General features: G+C 46.3%; 18 protein-coding genes. 10 read left to right on the top strand and 8 right to left on the bottom strand.

Annotated features, from left to right (window positions below):
• Positions 1-85 precede the first annotated feature (85 nt).
• From AABA75_RS19570 to AABA75_RS19580, 3 genes are all read left to right on the top strand, one after another.
• Positions 86-709 (top strand): thiol:disulfide interchange protein DsbA/DsbL, encoded by a 624-nt coding sequence (locus AABA75_RS19570; RefSeq protein WP_338294417.1) that lies wholly within the window; start codon positions 86-88, stop codon positions 707-709.
• A 199-nt stretch (positions 710-908) separates the two neighbouring features.
• Positions 909-1841 (top strand): helix-turn-helix domain-containing protein, encoded by a 933-nt coding sequence (locus AABA75_RS19575; protein WP_338294418.1) that lies wholly within the window; start codon positions 909-911, stop codon positions 1839-1841.
• Between the two features lie 91 nt (positions 1842-1932).
• A complete protein-coding gene (locus AABA75_RS19580; RefSeq protein ID WP_338294419.1) occupies positions 1933-3216 on the top strand; it encodes a serine hydrolase domain-containing protein in 1284 nt (427 codons plus the stop codon).
• On the opposite strand, the gene AABA75_RS19585 is transcribed toward AABA75_RS19580, so the two are convergent.
• Both AABA75_RS19585 and AABA75_RS19590 read right to left on the bottom strand, forming a co-directional pair.
• Entirely contained in the window at positions 3203-3961 is a 759-nt protein-coding gene (locus AABA75_RS19585) for a LytR/AlgR family response regulator transcription factor (protein WP_338294420.1), read from the bottom strand. The two genes, AABA75_RS19580 and AABA75_RS19585, sit on opposite strands and share 14 nt — an antisense overlap.
• Before the next feature lie 2 nt (positions 3962-3963).
• Positions 3964-5052 carry a sensor histidine kinase gene (locus AABA75_RS19590; protein ID WP_338294421.1) on the bottom strand — a complete coding sequence of 363 codons (1089 nt, stop codon included), beginning with the start codon at positions 5050-5052 and terminating at the stop codon, positions 3964-3966.
• A 423-nt stretch (positions 5053-5475) separates the two neighbouring features.
• Between AABA75_RS19590 and AABA75_RS19595 the strand changes: the two genes are divergently transcribed.
• Positions 5476-8340, top strand: a complete 2865-nt coding sequence (locus tag AABA75_RS19595) for a TonB-dependent receptor domain-containing protein (protein ID WP_338294422.1) — start codon at positions 5476-5478, stop codon at positions 8338-8340.
• Positions 8341-8385: 45 nt separating this feature from the next.
• A complete protein-coding gene (locus AABA75_RS19600; protein WP_338294424.1) occupies positions 8386-8688 on the top strand; it encodes a hypothetical protein in 303 nt (100 codons plus the stop codon).
• A gap of 47 nt (positions 8689-8735) precedes the next feature.
• Here the strand turns inward: AABA75_RS19600 and AABA75_RS19605 are convergent, their stop codons facing one another.
• Complete coding sequence (locus AABA75_RS19605) at positions 8736-8894, bottom strand: hypothetical protein (protein ID WP_338294425.1); 159 nt, start codon at positions 8892-8894, stop codon at positions 8736-8738.
• A gap of 257 nt (positions 8895-9151) precedes the next feature.
• Here AABA75_RS19605 and AABA75_RS19610 point away from each other — a divergent pair, with 257 nt between their 5' ends.
• Positions 9152-9358: a DUF2798 domain-containing protein gene (locus AABA75_RS19610; protein ID WP_338294426.1), complete on the top strand. Its 207-nt coding sequence runs from the start codon at positions 9152-9154 to the stop codon at positions 9356-9358.
• A gap of 98 nt (positions 9359-9456) precedes the next feature.
• Here the strand turns inward: AABA75_RS19610 and AABA75_RS19615 are convergent, their stop codons facing one another.
• The 3 genes from AABA75_RS19615 to AABA75_RS19625 all read right to left on the bottom strand — a co-directional run bounded on the left by AABA75_RS19615 (position 9457) and on the right by AABA75_RS19625 (position 16124).
• The gene (locus AABA75_RS19615; RefSeq protein ID WP_425325589.1) at positions 9457-11868 is read right to left on the bottom strand and encodes a TonB-dependent receptor; all 2412 of its coding nucleotides are present in this window, start codon (positions 11866-11868) and stop codon (positions 9457-9459) included.
• Positions 11869-12216: 348 nt separating this feature from the next.
• Positions 12217-13953, bottom strand: coding sequence for a solute:sodium symporter family transporter (locus AABA75_RS19620; RefSeq protein WP_338294427.1), 1737 nt, complete (start codon positions 13951-13953; stop codon positions 12217-12219).
• A gap of 95 nt (positions 13954-14048) precedes the next feature.
• Positions 14049-16124 (bottom strand): alpha-xylosidase, encoded by a 2076-nt coding sequence (locus tag AABA75_RS19625; protein WP_338294428.1) that lies wholly within the window; start codon positions 16122-16124, stop codon positions 14049-14051.
• Positions 16125-16486: 362 nt separating this feature from the next.
• Here AABA75_RS19625 and AABA75_RS19630 point away from each other — a divergent pair, with 362 nt between their 5' ends.
• From AABA75_RS19630 to AABA75_RS19645, 4 genes are all read left to right on the top strand, one after another.
• Entirely contained in the window at positions 16487-17236 is a 750-nt protein-coding gene (locus AABA75_RS19630; RefSeq protein WP_338294429.1) for a GntR family transcriptional regulator, read from the top strand.
• Between the two features lie 237 nt (positions 17237-17473).
• Entirely contained in the window at positions 17474-18433 is a 960-nt protein-coding gene (locus AABA75_RS19635) for an aldo/keto reductase (RefSeq protein ID WP_338294430.1), read from the top strand.
• Between the two features lie 3 nt (positions 18434-18436).
• Positions 18437-19426, top strand: a complete 990-nt coding sequence (locus AABA75_RS19640; RefSeq protein WP_425325590.1) for a TauD/TfdA family dioxygenase — start codon at positions 18437-18439, stop codon at positions 19424-19426.
• Positions 19427-19441: 15 nt separating this feature from the next.
• Positions 19442-20446, top strand: a complete 1005-nt coding sequence (locus AABA75_RS19645; protein WP_338294431.1) for a YeiH family protein — start codon at positions 19442-19444, stop codon at positions 20444-20446.
• Positions 20447-20815: 369 nt separating this feature from the next.
• Here AABA75_RS19645 and fre read toward each other — a convergent pair whose 3' ends face one another.
• Positions 20816-21517 (bottom strand): NAD(P)H-flavin reductase, encoded by a 702-nt coding sequence (gene fre, locus AABA75_RS19650; protein ID WP_338294432.1) that lies wholly within the window; start codon positions 21515-21517, stop codon positions 20816-20818.
• 29 nt (positions 21518-21546) lie between these two features.
• On the bottom strand, positions 21547-23031 hold the full coding sequence (gene ubiD, locus AABA75_RS19655) for a 4-hydroxy-3-polyprenylbenzoate decarboxylase (RefSeq protein WP_338294433.1): 1485 nt from the start codon (positions 23029-23031) through the stop codon (positions 21547-21549).
• Positions 23032-23132: the final 101 nt, after the last annotated feature.

The following is a 23132-nucleotide window of genomic DNA, read 5'->3' on the forward strand; positions in this document are numbered from 1 at the left end:
TTAAAAACTTGTTACCAGGCGGGTTCACTCCGGTGAATCCGTTGTGGTAACCTTTCGCCACTATTCGTATTCAGGTGTTTTTATAATGAGAAAGTTTTTTGGATTGATGTTGTTCACCGCTTTGATGGCGTTTAATTCCCAAGCGCAGGTGTTATGGGAAGAAGGCACACATTACCGCGTTATTGCCGACGAAGCCTCAAAAGAGAAAAACATCACAGAATTCTTCTCTTTTTGGTGCCCTCACTGCTACAACTTTGAACCCATTGTGGCTGAGATCAAAAAGAAAAAGTCCAACGACGTCAAATTCGTTAAAGTTCACGTAAACTTTATGCGCTCAGCAGGCCCTGACGTACAAGATATGGCAAGCCAGGCCATGATGGTTGGTCGAGCGCTTAACAAAGACGTGGAAGTGAATGGCGCTATTTTCAGCCACATTCACAGAGACCGTAAACTCATCGCCAGCAAAGAAGATTTGCAAGCTATTTTAGCCAGAACCGGCATTACTGCTGAGCAATTCGACAAAGCCTGGGACAGTTTTGCGGTAAAAGGCATGATGGGTAAAAATGCTAAACTTATCAATGAGTTCCGCCGCCATGTTAGCGGCGTGCCTAACTTCATCGTTAACGGTAAATACCAAGCCACCTTCCAGCGCGGCATGTCTGCCGATGACATGGTGGATTTGATCGTTTGGTTAAGTGAACTGGATTAATTCCTTCAATTATTGGCACGTTAGCAGCGCGCTTAACGTGCCAATGTATCGCCTCATTCCTCTCGGCTTGGGATAACCTGTTTCATTGATCACCCTCTCCACTATACAACTACTTGATGTGCTGCTCAGATCCTTAGCCTGCGGTCAGTTATTGCACTTGTTACGACCACTACTTACCGGGCACCTATCGCCCTCAAATTTGAGTAGACCGTTACTCATTTGTAGCATTATTGCTTATCTGGCGCTGACAGCCCCCATAGCTAATGAGCATTATGGCTGGCTTCGCCCGCCACTGCTGCTGTTTACCGATCTAACCAGTTACGCATTGCTCAATTATTATTGGCTTTCTACACGTGGCGTGACGCTGTGGTCAGTATTACCTAAACTGTTAAAAACTCTGACAATCTTGTGGTTCTTCAGTTTAGTCATCCTGTTCTTCGGCTACGCAGGTAAAGCCATGTTACACGACATCAATCACATGGTGGGCTTTGGGCTGTTGCTGGTCATACTCATTGACAGTGTCTTTCACTATTCTGACGATCTGGTAGAGCGGCGTAGACTTATGCGGCGTTTAATGATGATTGGCATCAGTTTTTACATGCTATTACTGACAATGATTGAATTGCTATTCAATCAGTTAAAAGACGACCCCTACTTTAGTTTCGGCAATGCTTTATTGGCATTCATCTTAGTTTGCATTTACGCGCGGCCCTCACTTTCCATTGAAGCCAACACAGAGCCAGAAGCTCAGCGTGAAAGTCGAGAAAAAACAAGTGAACAACGGTCAGAAAATATAAAGATGGCTGAACTGACGCGCCTTAAACAGTTAATGGATTCTGGTTTTTATACTGAACATAATTTGTCCATTGGTAAATTGGCCCGTGAACTCAAACTTCCTGAACACCGGGTAAGACAGCTCATTAACAACCATTTGGGTTATGATAATTTCTCTCATTTTATCAATAGCTATCGCATCCCTGCTGTGTGTAAAAAGTTACGAGATCCGGCACGAACAAAAGAGCCAATTTTAACCTTGGCTTTGGAAACCGGTTTTAATTCAATCGCCTCGTTTAACCGCAGTTTTAAAAAGGAAAAAGGCGTTACCGCATCAGAATTTCGCAATCGGATTTAAAACTGCACCTGTTTTTTCAAAAATGAGCAGACTTTCAGGAGCAGTATTCATAACTTACGGCGCAATACGTTCTAACTAAAAAGGGATGTGAATGCGCAGATTATTGTACATTTCTTCATTATTACTTATCTTGCCTGGACTTTATTTTATTGCCCCGGTTTATCAGTTTTACGCCCACAGAGGTGAGGCACCGATGCCTTTTTGGGGATACCTGACACTAGCGGTAGAATCGCCTACAAGTAGCGAAGTACATGTGTCTCAATATGAACAGGCAGCGACACAGGCAATTGCGCTTTTGACTGAACATCAGAAAAACATGTATGCGCCGGGCATTTCTGCGGCCATTGCGATTGATGGTGAGTTAGTTTGGACAGGCACCGCCGGCTGGGCCGATATTGCAGCGCAAGAGCCAATGAGCAGCGCCACGCAATTTCGAATAGGTAGTACTTCCAAGGCGCTCACCTCCACCCTGCTGGCCAGATTGGTGCAAGAAAAGCAGTTGTTGCTTGATACGCCGCTCAGTGAATACAAACTAAGTGAACTCAATCCAAACTGGAAAGATATCACCGCCCGACAGTTAAGTTCTCATATGTCAGGTTTACCCCATTACAAAGACAACACTGAATTTAGCGGGCTATATCGCAGTATCGCGCTGAATTCCAGCTACCCGGATGTTAACGATGCGGTTAGCCTGTTCGATGAAAGTGAGTTGTTATTTTCTCCCGGTGAGGATTTCAGTTACTCGAGCTATGGATCGGTTTTACTCAGTGCTTTGATACAAGAGGCCGGGCAAATCTCCTATCAAAGTTTAATGAACAAACTGGTTTTGCAGCCACTTGAAATGCAAGCCACTTTGCCCACTGCGGCGCAAGTGGATTTTGAAAATAATGCTGAACACCTGGCCACTTTTTACTGGCGAGAACACGATAATGCGACACGAGTTCGCCCCTGGAGAGATGTCGACTTAAGTCACCGCTTGGCAGGAGGTGGCTTTATCTCTACACCATCAGATCTGGTAAAGCTCGGCAACGGATTTATTGATGAGGACTTTATCAATGAAGCAATCAGAGCGCAGTTCTGGACACCGCAACAACTAAACAATGGCGAGGTTAATGAACAGCATTACGCCATTGGCTGGCGTGTACATCAAACAAAATTAAGCGACGAGATAGGTGATGTTTTAGTGGCCAACCATGGCGGCGTTTCAAGAGGTTCACAAAGCTGGCTCATGGTCATACCCGAGTACAATGCCGTTATCGCTCTTAACACGAACTGCAAAACCACTCAATTTTGGGATTTTGCCAAAGTATCAAAGCCCATCGCCAGTCTGTTTTTACTGGCAAAAGCAGAACTAACAGCAGTTAGTCCTGGATAAAAGACAATAGTTTGTGTTTATTGGCCCTGGAGACGGTGAGCTCCAGGCCGTTTTTCAGTCTGATCTTGTAGTCGCCGCGCTCATTGGGCAACAATTCACTAATATAGGAAATACGAACGATAGAGGAACGATGGATGCGAATAAAGTCTCTGGGATTGAGCTGATTTTCAATGCCATTCATGGCTTCCCGATGCAAAAAATGCTGACCATTGTCCAGATGGATTTCTACGTAGTTACCCGCACCCAGGATATAGTTCACTTCGCAGACGTTGACTAAGCGAATGCGCTTTAAATCTTTGATCACGATGCGGCTTTTATAACGCTGTTCGCGCTCATCTTGCATCGCGTCGAACAACTCTCCCAGTTCATTAAAATTAATGCGCTGCTCGCGTTTTTGACACTGCTCTCTGGCTCGCGTAAAAGCCTGTTCAAAACGAGCGTCATCGAAGGGTTTCAATAAATAATCGATGGCGTTGAGTTCAAACGCACTAATGGCGTATTGATCATAAGCAGTGACAAAAACCACAGCGGCTTGCTCCCCCAGTGCCTTTGCCACTTCAAGGCCTGACTTACCCGGCATTTCGATATCCAAAAATACCATCTCAGGTTGGAAGCTCTGAAACACCTCGATTGCTTGATTACCATTACTAGCAAAAGCTATGTCTGTAACTTCAGGATAACCTTCCAGCAGTACCTGCAAATTTTTTTGCGATAACTGCTCATCATCAACCACTAATACCTTCATGTTTATTCTCCAGTGGGTAACCTGACAAGGGTTTCGAAATAGCCGTCCTTGCACTCTTTTAATTGCAACTGATATTCATCACCATAAATACGCGTCAATCGTTTGTGGCTATTTTCGATGCCAATACCAAATCCCTTGTGCTGCTTATCGGCAATAAATCGGTTGCGCATCTTCACCACCAACTCGTCACCTTCACTGTATATTTTTAGTTGGATAAGGTTGTCGTCTGATTCCAGGCGAGAGCCATGCTGTACGGCATTTTCAACAATAGGTTGCAGTAGCATGAAAGGCACATCGTATTGCAGGCATTCGGATTCAACATCGATATCCACCTCGAGTTTGTTCACGAAACGCATTTGCTGAATAGTAAGGTAGCTATTAATGAATTCCATTTCCTGAGCTAAGGTGGTCATCTCGTTATTTTGATGTTCCAGTACTTTGCGCAACATCTGACTCAATTCGCTCAAGGCTATCAGCGCCTGGTCTTTGTCTTGCAGGCGAATCGGACTGGCAATGCTGTTTAAAGTGTTAAACAAAAAGTGCGGATTAAGTTGAGCTTTGAGTGCATCAAGTTCAGTTTGTAAAAGTTGATGAGCTAACTCTCGATTGCGTTTTTGCTCGTTGGCAACTTTCGCTTCTGATTTCCTGGTATAGGCAATGCTGACGATAGCAGCGTAAATGATCATGTCGAAATGGAAAGGGCCGGTGATCAGCGTGGGCAAGAGTTTTTCTACATTTTCCCAATGTAAGTTACCAAATTGCATGAGTGTTGCGCTGAGTAAGGATGCTGACCAAATAGTCGGCATCAAAACCATAAATAAAGCCAGGTTATCCCGCACGTGCAACCATACACTGCGCTTTTGCTCAGGGAACATAGCAATACAGGCGGAAACAAAGGGCGCAAACCAGATATAATGACCCCACCAGGGAATGTAAATCAGCCATGTATCAAGATAAGTGGTTTCGTGTCCCGCCTCAATTTGTCGGCTATACGACAACCAGGCAGCGATACTATTGAGCCCCAACCAGGTCAGTGTATTAGTCAGTAAAAATACCCTTCCCGGCAAGTGTTGTAGCAATTTTCGCAACATCTAATTCGCATCTTATTAATCAGCAGACCATTATCTCTGTTGTATATGATTCAGGCAAATTCATCACAGTGACGAGCCTCTTTAAGGGGGAATAATGACATCAAAATCACTCCAATTTGCGTATTTTTTGCTCCAGTTTTGGACTTTTTAAGCCAAAACAACGCCATTACGCGCACCTCATAACACGACACCTCCATTTCACACCATCTTCTATATTCGCCGTGTATAAAGGCCTGTAAAACCTGGCAGGTACTCACTCAACCTGTCCACAGCCGTTTTCCGCCATATCACATCCTGAACCTACCCATTGGTGGATCTCAACTGGTAGGCAATCTCGTCTGAGCTTAGTTTGCTTGCTGGATTCGTCCAAAAATAATCATAAAAACGGGCTCGAGCGAAAGCACGAGTCCCCAGGAGAAACACATGTTTAAGTACAACAAACTAACGACAGCTATCGCGTTTGCTGTAGCCAGTAGTACCTTTTACTTGCCAGCCATGGCTCAGGAATCGGAAGAAAGCGCTGACCAGGTGGAAAAGATCGCGGTAACAGGTTCGCGTATTCAGCGCACTAACCTGGTAAGTACTAGTCCAGTCACTGAAATTTCTGCAGAAGATATTGCCATTTCGGGTGTCACCAGAATGGAAGACTTGCTGAACGATATGCCTCAGATATATGCTGCACAAACATCTGCCATTGCCAATGGTGCAACGGGTACGGCAACGGTAGACCTGCGAAACCTTGGTTCCACCAGAACGCTTACCTTACTTAACGGCCGTCGCCTGCCAGCAGGCTCTCCGCAAGCGGGTGGTATTGGTGCCGACATCAACCAAATACCTGCCGCACTTGTAGAAAGAGTGGAAATTCTCACTGGTGGTGCTTCCGCAACCTACGGCTCAGACGCCATTGCCGGGGTAGTTAACTTTATCCTGAAAGATGACTTCGAAGGCATTAGTCTGGATTATCAATACAGTTTCAATCAGCACGATAACGACAATGGCCGTTTGCAACAGCTCAATGCCGACGCAAACTTTACCGCGCCCAATGGCAGTGTCACTGATGGTGAAACCCACGACTTCAGCTTGATCCTTGGTGCCAATACAGCGGATGGCAAAGGTAACGTTACCCTTTACGCCACGGTACGCGATATCGGCTCCGTTATCCAGGGCGACAGGGACTATGCTCACTGTGCCATCAGTGGTGTACCCAATGGCTGTGTCGGTTCAGGTACAATAGCGGAAGGTCGTGTTACCGACTTTGCGACCTATGATTTTATCGTATCAGGGGATCAGTTTCTAAATCGCAACGGCGAGACTTTTAACTTCGCGGAAGTGAGCTATTACCAACGCCCTGATGAGCGCAAAACATTTGGTGCCTTTGGTCACTATGAAGTGGATGAAAAGCTGGATATCTATGCAGAAGTAAACTTCATGGATGACCGCAGTGTCTCCGGTATCGCTCCTTCCGGCGCATTCTTTGTAACCAGCACGCTTAACTGTAATAACCCACTTCTGTCCGATCAACAGTTCGACGCACTCTGTGCCTCGCGCGGCTTCGGTATGGACGATACGGTGACTGCATTTGTGGGCAAGCGAAATGTAGAGGGCGGCCAACGCCTCGATGACCTGCGCCATACGTCATTCCGCGGTGTTATCGGTGCCCGCGGCATGATTGACGAAAACTGGAACTATGATGTTTTTGCCAACTATGGCTCAGTAACATTCAGTCAATTGTTCAAAAATGATTTATCCACTACTGCCATTACCAGAGCCTTGAACGTGGTAACAGACCCGAATACTGGCGATCCAGTTTGTCAGTCAGTATTAGACGGCTCTGACCCTAACTGTGTGCCTTACAACATCTTTACTACAGGCGGTGTTACTCAGGCTGCGCTTAACTACATCAGTTTACCACTGGTTTCCAAGGGTAATACGGTCACCAAACAAATCAGTGGTTACCTGGCCGGTGACTTAACCGACTACGGCATTAAATTACCTGGCAACAGCTTGGGTGTTAACATTGTAGTAGGTTTGGAGCATCGGGAAGAATCACTGGAATTCGATCCGGATAATGCTTTCCAGACAGGTGATGGTGCAGGACAAGGTGGCCCAACTGCAGCCGTTTCTGGTGAATACGATGTCAGTGAATTTTTCACCGAAATGAGTATTCCTCTACTGGAAGATAGCAGCATCGCAGAACAGCTCACTTTAGAACTGGCCTATCGTTATTCTGATTATTCCACAGGTCAGGATACCAATACCTACAAGTACGCTGCTGACTGGCAAATCAATGAGCAAGTTCGCGTTCGAGGTAGCTTCCAACACGCGGTACGCGCCGGTAATGTGCGAGATTTATTCCGTCCGCAATCGCTGGGATTGTACAACATGAACGAAGACCCTTGTGCCGGAGCAACGCCGCTTTACACCTTTGAGCAATGTGCTCGCACCGGTGTGACGGAAGCACAGTACGGCATCATTGCCGACAACCCGGCCGGGCAGTATAACTCCATCACCGGTGGCAACCCTGACCTTGAGCCTGAAGAGTCAGATACTGTGTCCTTTGGTTTGATTATCGCACCAGAGTTCCTGCCTGGTTTTGACCTGGCGTTGGATTATTTCAATATTGACGTACAGGGCGCAATCTCTAACGTACCGGAGCGCTTCATTCTGGACCAATGTGCTTTCACTGGTGCTGATGAGTTCTGTAGCCTAATCAACCGTGATCCAGGCCGAGGAACACTGTGGATTGGTAACGACAACATTGTAGCCACTGATATTAATATTGGTTTCTTCGAAACCTCAGGTGTCGACTTTGACGCGTCTTATCGCTTTGAGCTATCTGATATGGGCGCAGTTAAAGTGAACCTGGTAGGTACCTATCTGACCAAGTGGGACCAAAAGTCCACACCTGATGCTCCTGTGGTTGAATGTAAAGGTTATTGGGATCGCTCCACTTGTGGTGCCCCAACCCCTGACTTGCGTTCTAACCTGAAGGTTACCTGGGAAACACCTTGGGATGCTTCAGTAACGGCCACCTGGAGACACTTTGGCGAAACAGAGGAGCTGAACGGCGGACCAACGACTTTGTCTGCACAGAACTATCTGGATATCGCTTCAACCTGGCAAGTTACTGACCATACCGGTTTGCGTTTTGGTATCAACAACCTGTTGGATAGAGAGCCTCCTATCGTGCCAAACACACCATCAGGTATCGGTAATGGTAATACTTTCCCGGGGCCATTTGACGCCATGGGCAGATATATCTTTGCTGGTGTAAACGTCACATTCTAATGACCCAAGCCACCCATCGCGGGTGGCTTTTTTTAAGGAGGATACATGAAAAACACTTTGAGTCTTATCTGTAGCGCAATATTAGTCACAACCCTTACAGGTTGCATCTCTAACTCGGCCGAGTTAGCCAAAATCAATGAATGTCAGGATAATAAAGCACTACCTCAATGCTTAAGCGAGGAACAAAAGCAACGCCTTGGTTTTCAGTGTAAAAACACCACGGTAACTGGCTCCCGATTACCTGTGCGTCAATGCACCACGGCAGCACAGCGAGCAGCAGCAAATGCCGCAGCAAAAGATATGGTGAACCGCATGCAGACCCAAGGACAACCGCAAAAAGGCAATTAAAACGCTGAAAAAGTATAGAAGTGGTCTAATCCACTGAGCAGATTAGATCATTTAGCTTGACCGGAAAAACTGCGGGCCGCCTGAATACTGGGAAACAACTTTAACAGCAATCCTCTGGCCTGTTGTGCAAGTCGCTCGTCTTGCGATTCATCCAGCATCCACAACCAGGTATTTATCATTGTTTTGGAGATGTTGAAGTGATCCATTTTGTGCCCCAAAGTAACAGAATGAAAATGTTTATTTTACCTATTCGGTTATAATACTACTCCAAAAAAGCAGAATGTGAATCCCCTCCCTCATTTTTTGTTCTTAAACCCTATTTCGCTCCACAATTGTTGTAGAAGTTCTTAATTGTTGCATTGAAAAAACAGATAAAACCGTTACCCTTTAGGGCTCTTCATTCTGCCTTTTATCGATTATGCATAGCAGCTACCGACTTCCCGCCTCCTGGGCACCGCACCTGATGCCACTATTAATATCTATGCTAATGAGTGGCTTAGTGGCGTTAGTGGTAACCCTCAAGCTCTATGATGGCAATCAGTCGTTGTTTTTCACCTGGTTTAACTCCTGGCTGTCCAGTTGGGTTATTTCCTATCCCTGTTTACTGGTGGTAATACCGCTAGTCAAACGCATTGTTGCTTGGGTAACTCACCCTGCGAAATCTGAATAAATGGCTTGTTTGCGAATATAAAAAAGGAGGCCATAGGCCTCCTGCAACACACTTAGATAACTGCGGGGAACACAATAACCCCGCAGTTTTGGGAGAGCTTAGAAGTTAGCTCGGAACTGCACACCGAAGTAACGGTCTGCATCACGCGGCACCTGATAACGGAAACCGTCACCACTGTATGTGGTAAAGAAGCTTTCATCCGTCAGATTTTTACCAATCAGGGTTACGCGGTATTGATCGTCTCGGAAAGAGAAACCAACGCTGGCGTTAAGCAAACCATAATCCGGCAGATACAAAGGCGAAGATTCGCGATCGACCCCAGCATCCAGGAAGTTAGCCACCTGATCGTCTGTGTAAACATAGCTGGCATTATAGATAACATTCATGTTTTCCAGCTCTTGGGTATAGTCCATACCCACTGAGTATTTCAGGTCAGGTGAGAATGGTACGTCTGCACCTGAGCGGCCACCACAATCTGGTTCATTGAGTGGACATTCGAACTTGTCGATTTCCGCGGTAACACTGGCAAGACCCGCATTGATAGTAAGATTGTCCGTTGCCTGCCATAAAATATCTGCTTCGAAACCTTCGGTGATGACAGAACCCGCATTAGTCAATCGGGTAATGGTAACACCGCCGGTGTTATCGAAGTTATTCGCCTGGAAGCCATCAATTTCAGTGCGGAATATAGCTGCGTTGAACAGGATGTCGCGGCTGGCATACTTATAGCCCAGCTCATAAGCATCAGACGTTTCTTCACCAATGGGGCGAGTATCGTTGAGGCTCATATTGTAGAAAACGTTAAAGCCCGGTCCTTTATAACCTTGCGAGTAGGTGAAGTAGGTCATACCCGCATCTTCAAAGTCGTATTGAGCACCCAGCTTAACTGACACGTTTGTTTCGCTCACCGAACCACTGAAGTCGGTATTAAGCGCAGCTTCACGCACACCGACACCTTTGCGGCCGTATGGGTCATTACTGACGCGATTGTGTTTATAGCTCACTTCATCATCGGTATAGCGAATGCCCATCAACAAGCGGAAGTCATCTGAAACGTGGTATTTCGCATCACCGAATACTGCCCAGTTGTTAAACTCGGTTTCCATGTAAGCAGTGGCGCTAACGATGTCATTGGCATTACAAGTGATGCCTTCAGCGGCGATGTAGTCAGCAACCTGTTGATCTGTGGGGTTAGCTATGCCTTCAGAATTGGTCAGGTGATAGCGAATGGCATTGTTCAAATGGCTGTTGGGATTAGGATTTCCGTCGCCATCCAGGTAGTTATTGTTTTGACAACTGGCATCACGGGTAAAGTTTCGCTCTGAACTCATATCCCATAAATAGGCACCTACTTGCCAATCAAACTTACCTTGAGTTGTCGACGCCAGACGAATCTCCTGAGAGAACTGTTTCCAGCTCTGTGGACCGATGTCATGTAACTGGAATGGGGGGTTATTGTTGAAGGTGACGATTTCGTCCGAGTCTCCTGCAATCGAAGTGAAATCCCCTTCCCGCCACTCGGTATTATCCCAGGTGCGATACGCCGTGATAGAGGTCAAGGCAAAGGTATCAAAGTCAGTATCTAACTGAACCGAGAAAGCAGTAGTTTCATCCACTGTACGAGACTCAAAATCATGGTCAATTAAACGCTGATCTAAATCAAGGTTGGCGCCATTTGTAGGTGCCGCTTCTGAGTCGTTATTGCGATTACTTAAGCGCCCTTCGATATCGGCACAGCAATCATCATCAGAGCGCACGTTTTCAAAGATAAACAGCATCTTAGTGTCGTCGGTAACATCAACATCTAACATGCCACGAACGCCTTCTTTGTCGTAGCCGTTCACTGTTTCGTTGTTGTAAACATTAAACAGATTACCGTCAAAAGCCGACTTGGTGAACACCAGACTGCCCGCGGCGGTATCGGTGATTTCACCCTGGATTTTGCCTTTTAGCTTGTATTCGTTGTCCTGGAAAATGGTAGCTTCCACCATGCCCTCAGTTGCACCTGTTGGGCGTTTGGTGGTGATGTTAACCACACCCGCTGAAGCATTTTTACCAAACAGCGTACCCTGTGGACCGCGCAATACTTCAATGCGTTCTAGATCATACAAATCCGTAAATGCCTGACCGGAACGCCCTAGTACTACGCCATCAACCACAGTAGAAACACTCGGTTCTGCCGCAACACTGAAAGAGATTGTACCAATACCACGCACGGTAATGGCAGAGTTACGCGTTGTGGTCCCCTTTCTGAAACTCACAGAAGGAACCAGATTTTGCAGCCCTTCAAAGTTAGAAGAAAAAGTCGAATCAATTTGTTCACTACGCAAAACTGATACTGCGACCGGAACATCCGATACTCGCTCTACCCGTTTTTGTGCAGTAACTTCGATAGTTTCAAAGCCGCCTTTTTCTTCTGACTCTTCCTGTGCAAGTGCAACAGATTGAGTGGCCATAACAGCTAATGCTGACGCGACCGCAACCGCGATTTGTTTTCTATATGCCCGCATGTGTCTTCTCCGACATTTCATTTTTATTTTGGTCAGAAACAGTGAGATACCGCCCCTGCCTGGTAGTCTGCCGTGTTATTAGTGGGTCTTGATCGGTGATCTTCGCCCTTTGTTGTAGTACAGAGTTTTTGTTTTTCGTTGTGTAACGCGCCTGATTCAGGTCGCAATTTAACTATAGTCAAGAAACAACAAGTGCTATTAACAACTTGTAAATGCCTCAAACCTATTAGTTACATGTCATTAACATAACTGCTAACAAACACTTTTACAATAGATATCTTATATAAGACCTAAAAAAACCAAAAAATCCCCTCCTGCCCCTTTAAAATAAGGCTCAGGAGAGGCGCATTAGCTAACTTCTCTGCCTATTTTTTGCAAGCTATCTGCATAAGTTTTATGCCAATGGCGTAACGCGTAACTACTCAACAAGAAGTTACTGACAATGATTAGAAACACCACCAGCCAGAACATATCGCTCAATCCCCCCACGATACCTATCGGTGAAAAGAATACATAAAGTAAAATAATGCATGACAACATGGTAATAGCTGCTGGAAACGCCCATTTCCATGGCACCAGACTGACGGTATCTTTGCGTTCGTAATGCCAATCTTTTTCAAGGGGATACATTCTGCCCACGATCGCCATGATGGCCACTTCAATAACGAAAAGGATGGCGTAGATATGGATAAAGTTAATCTCTACTTCAAATACAAACTTTAGTAATGCATAGGCGATTACGTGGAAAACAATGACAATCTTAGCCCCCAAAGCAGGAACATGATTGGAGAACAGGCCCACCAATACGATGGCAATAACAGGGATGTTATAAAAGCCGGTGAAAATACGAATAATCTGCCATAAACCTTCTGGTGCAAACATCAATAGCGGCGCCACAATAAAGGAAAAGAGGGCAATGACCACACTGGCAATTTTAGCCACCTTTATTAGCTCTTTGTCTTCCACTTTGTCATCTTTGAGGGGAGCGTAAACGTCTAAAACAAACAATGTGGCAGCACTGTTGAGTAAGGAATTGAAGGAGCTGAATACCGCGCCTAACAAAACAGCGAGAAAGAAACCTGAGAGGTAGAGGGGCAGCACATCTTTAACCAAACGAGGATAAGCCAAATCGATACTTTGCAGCTGTTCGCCTTGATACAAGTGAAATGCGATAACGCCCGGCAGCATCATCATGAAAGGCACTAATAGTTTAAAATAACCAGAGAACAATACGCCCTTTTGACCTTCAGCCAGACTGGCAGCCCCTAAGGTTCTCTGAATAACATACTGGTTAGTACCCCAATAGAATAAGTTAGCAAAAATCATCCCGGTAAAAATGGTGCCAAAAGGCACGGGGTCGGTATCGGCACCGATGGCATTTAACTTGTCGGTATCTTCAGTAAAGACCGTTTCCATGCCATTTAGGACGCTGCCATCGCCCAAGGCTGCAAAGCCTAAGATAGGCACTAAAATACCGATAATCAAAAGACCAATACCGTTGATGGTATCGGAAACAGCGACAGCTTTGAGCCCACCAAAAATGGCATAAACCGCTCCCACTGTGCCCACGGTTACAATAGTAACAACCAATGCAATTTCATAACTTACGCCCAGCAATGCAGGGACATCGAAAAGCCTCAATACCGCTACCGAGCCCGCATAAAGTACGGAAGGAATGGTGATCAGGCCGTAGCCCACCATAAACAACACCACCGTCATGCGACGCACAGTATCGTCAAATCGTCCTTTGAGAAATTCAGGTAAGGTTGAGAAAGCCCCAGCCAGATAACGGGGTAAAAAGATCATCGCCATGATGATAGTGGCGAATCCCGCAGTAACTTCCCACGCCATGGCACTCATATTGTACCCATAGGCGGAACCATTCAATCCGATCAGCTGCTCTGCAGACAGGTTAGTGAGCAACATTGAGCCTGCAATAAAAGTCCCGGTTAGACCTCGCCCGGCAAGAAAGTAGCCATCCTTAGAGTCCACGACACCTTTGGTTTTCTGCCAGGAAATCCAGGCCACCAGCCCCATAAAAAATACGCAAGATAGCAGTGTCGTGATGACTTCTTGTATTTCCATAATGTGCTCACTTTATTAATTTTTTTGCATGGCTTACTTTAAGATAGCGGTTTTCAACCACAACGCGAGTATCAAAGCTCGTGTTGGGTCGTGGCTCACCAACTCTCTAATTCCAATTCGTCAATCGAGAGCTCATTGAGGTGAGTGACGGGTTTGGCTAACTGTAACTCCGCTCCAGCTCTCACAAACACAGCTATCTCTTTCAAGGCGAGGTGCATTTTTAGTACCCGACCACCAGTAAAGCTTTCTCTGTTGTCCAATCGCTGCCAATCACCGTGAGGCAGGTAAACCGTGACTTTGCCACCAGAGCGATAAACGGGAGCCACTAAAATATCGTCCCCAAACATAAACTGATCTTCAAATGGCCAGGCCGCTGGATCGTCAGGAAAAGCCAGGATCATCGCTCGTTGCACCGGTAATCCGGTTTCACTGGCAATGGCCATGTATTTTTTAAGATAGGGAAGCAATTGATAACGCAGGCTCAAGGCTGCATTGGCAGCATCTCTTGCCTCGTCACCGTAGCTCCAGGGTTCTCGCTGACCAATACCATGCAAACGCATGTGCGCAGAAAAAACGCCCGCCTGACACCAGCGAACATAGAGTTCCGGGTCTCGTGTATCTTTGAAAAAGCCACCGACATCCGTGGCATAAAATGGCGCCCCGGAAAGTCCCCAGCTGATACCACCGCGAACATTAGCAGCCAGTCCGCCCCAATCAGCCTGGGGATCGCCCCCCCATTGGGCAGGGTAACACTGAGAGCCAGTCCATGCGGAGCGGCTAAACAGAAACGGACCATTTTTACTGTACCTCGCCGCAGCTTCATACACACAGCGGTTGTACAGCAAAGAATAAACATTGTGCAGTGCCATACCGGTTTCACCGTTATGGGCTTGCATGTGGGGGTCTTCGATCTGCTCACCAAAGTCGGCTTTGATCATATCCACACCCAAGTCAAACAAGGGTTTGTGAGCGTCCCGCCAGAATGCGAATGCCTCGGGGTGAGTAAAATCGACAATGCCAGATTCCGGCAAAGGCGTTAATACCTCACCAAAGGCACTCATATCCCATTGATAGCGGAAGGCTTCACCAGTGCGAGTGTCTTTAATAAGCCAGCCCTTATCTGCCATCTTCTTGAATAATGGATTAACGACTGATACTAGCGGGTATTCCCATATACAAATCTTAAAATCCAGCGCTTTTAACTGATCCATAACCACCTTGGGGTCTGGATAGCGTTTGGCATCCCATTCAAAGGCAAATCGTGTATCCGTGTCCTGCCAGGCTCGGCCATCGAGGGTGATTACATCACAATGCATGCCTTGCTCACGTACAGCTTTAGCCGTAGCCAGCAACTCATCGGCATCTTTGTAATAAGCCTTGGAGAGAATGACGCCCAAGCTCCACTCTGGTGGAATCGGCGCTCTTCCCGTCAGCTCGGTATACTGTCTGAGCATATCGGCACCGACATTGTCAGCTTCAGAGGTGAAGACAAAGACATCCAATCGCGGATCTTCCAGCAACACACCATAAGCTCGCTGTGACCAGGGCGCATAGCCAACGCTATGAGTTACTGGTGCAGGTGTATGAACAAACACACCCCAGCCCTCTGGACTCCAACAAAATGGCGTATTCTTATAGGAAATTTCAGCATTCACTCCCAAGGCATCATGATTGAAGGAGCGCACTAGCTGACCGCGTTTATCTAATTTGCCCCATTTTTCTCCCAAGCCATAGACGGGTTCGTCGCTCTGCAGATCAAAAGCCATAAACCAGCCTTCATCGACTTTTGCTAATGGTGGCAACCTTAAAGAGCGCACAAAGTGGCCATCATTTGGTGTTTTTTGAACCACTTTATTACTGTGTTTAAGACAAAACTGAAAAGGTTGATGTTGAATTTCCAGCGTTTTCTCACCTGCTTTAATTGACGTGTGATATTCATCACCAAAAATCTCGCAAGTCGGAAACTCTGGCATCCTTTTCAACATACCATAATCATAGTCATTCTTCGGGCCTATCTGGAAACGAAAGCCACTTTCAAACAGTGAAATGGATATATCACCCCCATCGGAAGGAATAATCACTGCACCGCTTGTGTCTAAAAAAGCTGTACCGGTGCAATTCAATTGCGCTATATCGTTCCAGGCGGGAACAGGGAGTGTGAATCCACTCATTTGCGTCTCCTTGAGAAAAGCTGAGTTATAACCGTGCAATCCTTAGATCAGCCACTATACTCATCTTGTGTCTTATATAAGTTACAAAACAGTTTACGAAATGCTATGCTGCAAGGCAATAACAATCTATTAACATTTTTAAGGGTCAGTAGCACAAAGGTCTCTTCTGCAAAATAACGCGGGATTTTTCACAATTGAACAAAATTTTGAATCTTTTAACTTTAAATAAGTCAAAATTTCGATTTAAGTTGTATTGCTTTAGACATCTTTGATCCTTACAGGTTAAACTCTGCAAACGCCAAAAATGGAAGCAGAACCTTGTTTCGACCATTGGCAAAAAGAGCAGGAAAAAGAAAGACAAAATGAAAGGTAGCAAATTCGACAACAAAATGAGTCCGGGCGGTCTGGCCTTCCAACCGCTGTATAAACAAGTCGAAGAACATGTCACCCAGCTTATTGTGGAGCAACGCTGGAAACCCGGGGAGATGCTGCCTAATGAGTTTCAACTTGCTGAAGAATTTGGTGTAAGCCAAGGCACCGTGCGCAAGGCCCTGAATACGCTCACACAATCCAAAGTGCTCACCAGAAGACAAGGTGTGGGCACGTTTGTCTCTGAACACACAGGTCACCAGGCCCTGTATCGCTTTTTCCCTGTGGTAGAAGATAATCAGGCACCGCAATTACCAGAGGCAGAAATCGTCTCTTTCCAACTACAATCCCCTTCAGTAGATGTGGCCAAACAGCTGGATTTAAGCGCTAACGAGCAAGTGGTGCATTTATCCCGCAAACGTTTAATTAATGATATCGCTTGTTTATTGGAAGATATCTATCTGCCGGAAAAATACTTTCCGGGTTTGCACGAAATGGCAGAATTACCACACACCCTATATCATTTTTATCAACTTAATTTTAATCTCACCGTCCACAAAACCACAGACCGGATAAAAGCCATATTGGCGGATGAGAAAGATGCCGAAATTCTGGGTATTAACAAAGGCGATCCGCTATTGATGTTCACTCGACTTACTCGCTCTCTAGAGGGTAAGCTAATTGAATTTCGCGTTAACCGCTGTCGTTCAGACAATTATCATTACCTTGTGGATCTCGACTAACTGTTGCGGTTTCCGGCAAGTACTCTTGCGCAATACGCCTGGCCTTGTCTGCCATACACTCATAGCTGGCTTGTATCACATTCATCAGTGCACTGAATAAAAATCATGCAATATTGATTTGACATTTATTATATTAGACATACACTAGGTCTTATATAAGACACAAGATTGCTAAACCATATAGGCTGGACTTGTTGCAGCTAGAGTTTGTTATCGAGAATCAAGAGAGAGAGTTAAATGTCACAGAAGAAAATGCCAGAAGTCGGCCTTGGATTGTGGAAGATTGCCCCTGAAGATTGTGCTCAGTCCGTATACGATGCGATTTCCGTGGGCTACAGACACCTGGACAGCGCCTGTGACTACGGCAACGAAAAGCAAGTGGGTGAAGGCATCAAGCGCGCCATCGAAGATGGTTTATGCACTCGCGATGATCTGTGGATCACCTCTAAGCTTTGGAATACCTACCATGCAAAAGAGCATGTTAAGCCGGCGCTGGAACGCACTTTAAGCGATTTAGGTTTGGATTATCTGGATCTGTATCTCATTCACTTCCCTATTGCGCAGCAATTTGTCCCCTTTGAGACTCGTTATCCGCCAGAGTGGTTTTACGAACCAGATGCTGCCGAACCCAAAATGGAATTTGCCAAGGTGCCTTTAGCCGAAACCTGGCAAGCAATGGAAGCGCTAGTGGATGATGGCCTGACCCGAGAAATAGGTGTGTGTAACTATAACTCAGCGCTACTTATGGATTTGATGAACTACGCTAGCGTGAAACCATATGCTTTACAGATAGAGTCACATCCTTACTTAACCCAGGAAAAACTGATTAAACTGGCCAAGGGCTTTGGCTTAAAAGTTACCGCGTTTTCGCCACTGGGGGCACTGTCTTATCTGGAGCTCAATATGGCAGAGCAAAACGAATCGGTACTAGTGCAAGAAGCCGTTAAAGCTGCTGCAGCGAGAACCGGAAAAACCGAAGCTCAAGTAGTGTTGCGCTGGAACGTACAGCGAGGCTGCGCCATTATTCCAAAAAGCTCTAAATTACATCGCCTGAAGGAAAATCTGGATATCTTTGATTTTAGTCTCAACGACGACGAAATGCAGGCGATATCCGCACTGAATGCCAACAAACGTTTTAACGATCCTGGTGATTTCTGCCAGGCAGCATTCAATACACATTGTCCCATTTACGACTAGGAGATGCAGGTGAAAATGATAGAATTAAGCAAAGTAGACAGCCAACTACAAGTGGGAGAGAGTACCTTCCCTGCAATCGTCGAAAACAAACCCGGGTTTACAACTTTGGAAGATTGCATCTCTTGGGTTAAAGCCAATCAGGCAGAGCTTGAAACAGAGCTCAGTAGCGCAGGCGCGTTACTTTTCAGGGGCTTTCCCATAGATTCAGCAGAAACCTTTGATGCCTTTTCAGCGGCGTTTGGTTATGCCAACTTTACCTATCAGGAATCGTTATCGAATGCGGTGAGGATCAACTTTACTGAGCGAGTATTTACCGCCAATGAAGCCCCCAAAGACGTAGAGATCTACCTGCATCACGAAATGGCGCAAACTCCGATTTATCCAAGTAAGCTGTTTTTCTTCTGCAAGACGGCGGCCGACACCGGCGGTGCCACTCCCTTGTGTCGCTCTGATGCGCTGTTTACTGAGATGCAAAAGCAAGCACCTGAATTGGCAAAAGATTTCGAAGATAAAGGGGTAAAATATACTACGCGTATGCCGGGTGCCGATGACGCCAATTCCGGTCAGGGTAGAAGCTGGAAGAGCACTTTAAGTGTCGATTCAGTGGCTGCCGCAGAAGCCAAACTGGCAGAATTGGGCTACAGTTGGCAATGGCAAGAGGATGGCAGCCTGGTGGCGACCACCCCGGTAATGCCTGCGGTAATGACATTGGAAAACGGTACAAAAACCTTTTTCAATCAGTTGATTGCAGCCTACATGGGCTGGAAAGGGGTACGTGAAAACCCGGCCAGCGCGATCACTTACGGCGATGGTAGCCATATACCTAAAGATGGCTTGGAGCTGATTAACGATTTAGCCCACCAGTTCACCTTCGATTTGGCCTGGCAGGATGGTGATGTGGCAATTGTCGATAACTATATGGCAATGCATGGTCGACGCCCATACTCTGGTGAACGTAAGCGCCAGGTGCTGGTAGCACTGGCAGCAGCCTGATACAACAAAGATAAAATGACAACACTCAATAACTTAATAGATCGATCCCGGCAGCTTGCTCCCGGGATTTTTATTGCCATCATAACCGGGCTTGCTGCCCTGTTCTTGAGCGAACACTATGGTGCACCTGCGATGTTGTTTGCCTTGTTATTGGGTATTGCGATGTCATTTTTATACCAGGATACCCAATGTCGCTCAGGTATCGAATTTACTGCCTGCCATGTTCTACGCATCGGTGTGGCCCTGCTGGGCTTGCGGATTGCCTTTGATGATGTTGTTGCACTTGGTTGGCAAACGGCTCTGTTATTGGTGTGTGCAGTGGGCTCAACTATTGTGTTTGGCATAACGCTGGCCAAAGTATTTCAGCTCAATAAACGCTTTGGCGCCCTGACTGGCGGTTCAGTGGCAATTTGCGGCGCATCAGCGGCTATGGCAATTTCTGCCGTACTGCCGAATGACAAGAACCGAGAGCGCGATACGTTACTTACTGTTATCGGTGTTACCTCTTTGTCTACCATTGCCATGGTAGCTTACCCGATTATCGCCAGTTACCTGGGATTGGATGAAACGCAAACCAGTATTTTTCTCGGTGGCACCATTCACGATGTGGCTCAGGTGGTGGGGGCGGGTTATTCCGTGTCGGAGCAGACTGGTGATCTCGCAACTTTAACCAAGTTAGTCAGAGTAGCCTTTTTAATGCCTGTGGTGTTGTGCTTTTTAATCGTGTTAAAAGCCAATAAAAATATTGTCGCCGACGGTGGGAAAGCACCAGGATTACCAGGATTTTTGGTGGCCTTTATCATTCTAATGGTGCTAAACAGCGTAATGAATGTGCCCGAGTTAGTGACTACCTCAGCCACCGAAGTCAGTCGATTTGCTCTGGTGGTATCTATCGCCGCCATAGGCATGAAATCCAATTTAGGACAGCTGACTAAAGTAGGGTTCAAACCCATATTGTTGATGGTGGCTGAAACAGCCTGGATAGCGCTGATTATTCTTGCCTGGCTACTGTATTTTTAACGGCATCCAGGCTGGGCCGGGCCTCATTCAAAAACACAAGGTGCATTTTTAAACAGTCACTCAATTTAGTGGCTTATTGCTAGTCTAAAAGTGTTACTTTGAGTCCCATCTTCAAGGTACCCAAAGCAAAAACAACCCGGAAGTATACAAAAAGCGTTTTTAAATAGGTTGTTATATTATCTGAAGAGAAGCCTATCACGCTATTTATATAGCCATAGAAACAACAATATCGGATAAACGTTTGCATTAACGGAACTAGAGAAGCGAATATTAAGCGCTGTTTTCAGACCTTGTTTAGCATAAAAAACTCAGTAAAACACAGCAAAACTTGCTTTTTTGCTTCGAATTGCCGTTAAGTTGCAACAAGGGTTAATCAATATAGGCAAATGCGTCGCCGATCAGCTGTTCGGCTTTGATGCCTTTAGGCAAGAATTCATCTCTGACCACCTTTGCCATTTCAAATCGACCAGCGACATAGACATGCTGCTCATCCAGCGAATCGAAATCTTCCAGTACGGCCTTGTGTACCAGGCCAGTTCGGCCGTTCCAATCGGGTTGCGCATGTTCGATTACCGGCACGAAAACAAAATCACTGTGCTGTTGTGCCAACTCTTGCAAGTAGTTCATTTCATAAAGGTCGGCAGGCGTTTTAGCCCCCCAATACAAACTGACTTTGGCGCCCTTATTGGCATGAAGCTTTTGCAATAACAAACTACGGGTGTAGGAATATCCGGTACCACCTGCGATCAGGATAGAGTTTTCTGCATCATCTTGAATAACGGCGTTGCCACAAGGCAATTCCACCTCAATTTTGCCCTCTTTCTGCATCCTCTCTATGACCTGCATAGCATAAGGATTGTGCTCAGAAGCGCCAATGTGCAATTCCAGAAAGGACTTTTCATAAGGCGGGTTTGCGATAGAAAAGGGGCGTTTGTCTTCAGCTGACATTACCACCTGCAAATATTGACCAGCATTAAATTCAGGCAGCGCTTCTTCACTGGTTAAAATGACTTTGTAGACAAACTCAGAAACCGATTGAATTTGCGCTACTGTTACCTGAATTACACTCATATTGCTCTCTATCTGGTTGTTAACGGTGGTTATTCTAATCCTAAATCCTGCCACATGGCATCGATTTTCGCTTTTACTTCATCATCCATGACGATAGGTGTGCCCCACTCCCGGTCTGTTTCGCCAGGTAATTTATTGGTGGCGTCCAATCCCATTTTCGAGCCCAGTCCAGAAACCGGAGAGGCGAAATCCAGATAATCAATTGGGGTGTTTTCAATCATGGTGGTATCTCTGGCCGGATCCATACGTGTGGTCATGGCCCAGATAACATCTTGCCAGTCTCGAGCATTGACATCATCATCACAGACAATCACAAATTTGGTGTACATAAATTGGCGCAAGAAAGACCAAACCCCCATCATGACCCGCTTTGCGTGTCCGGGGTATTGTTTTTTCATGGTGACAACGGCTAAGCGATAAGAGCATCCTTCGGGTGGCAGATAAAAATCCACAATCTCTGGAAACTGCCGTTTCAGGATGGGTACAAAGACTTCGTTGAGGGCCACGCCTAAAATGGCAGGCTCATCCGGTGGTCTTCCCGTGTAGGTGGAGTGATACACCGGATCGTCGCGATGAGTAATGTGAGTAACGGTAAATACCGGAAAGGTTTCCACCTCATTATAGTAGCCGGTGTGATCCCCGTATGGCCCTTCAGGTGCAGTTTCTTCAGGGTCGATATAACCTTCCAGAATGATTTCTGCCGTGGCCGGGACTTGTAAATCACAACTGATACACTTGGTGATATCGGTTTTGTCACCGCGCAACAAACCAGCAAAGGCGTATTCTGATAAGGTGTCAGGTACGGGGGTGACGGCCCCCAGGATAGTCGCCGGGTCGGCACCAAGTGCCACAGCCACCGGGAATTTCTCCCCCGGATGTTGCTGGCACCATTCTTTAAAATCCAAGGCGCCACCGCGATGCGACAACCAGCGCATTATCACCTTGTTTTTGGCAATCACCTGCTGACGATATATGCCCAGATTCTGACGATTCTTATTTGGGCCTCGGGTTACCGTGAGCCCCCAGGTAATCAGGGGCGCAACATCCCCCGGCCAGCAGCGCTGTACCGGGATTTTGTTCAGATCAACCTCATTACCGGCAATCACATTTTTCTGACAAGGTGCTCTTTTAACTTCGCGCGCAGGCATATTGAGCACCTGTTTGAAAACAGGCACCTTTTGCCACAAGTCTTTCAGACCTTTAGGTGGCTCTGGCTCTTTTAAAAACGCCAGCAACTCGCCCACTTCACGCAATGCATCAACGTCTTCCTGGCCCATACCCAGTGCCACGCGTTTGGGCGTGCCAAACAGGTTTGCCAAAACCGGCATATTCACAGCATCTGGGTTATGGGGATGCACAACATTTTCAAACAATATTGCGGGGCCACCAGCACGCAGTGTGCGATCGGCAATCTCGGTCATCTCCAGCTCGGTACTCACCGGAATAGTGACACGCTTTAACTCACCGATTTGCTCTAGTTTCTCAATAAACTCTCTGAGATCTTTATATTTCATAGTCCGCTTCTGGGGAAATTATTCTTGCTGACGAAAATAAAATTTGCGCTAGTATACGGGTTTGCAACTCATTATTAAAATACAGACACAAAGACATTCCA

The sequence above is a fragment of the Planctobacterium marinum genome (assembly GCF_036322805.1).
Taxonomy (GTDB): Bacteria; Pseudomonadota; Gammaproteobacteria; order Enterobacterales; family Alteromonadaceae; genus Planctobacterium; species Planctobacterium marinum_A.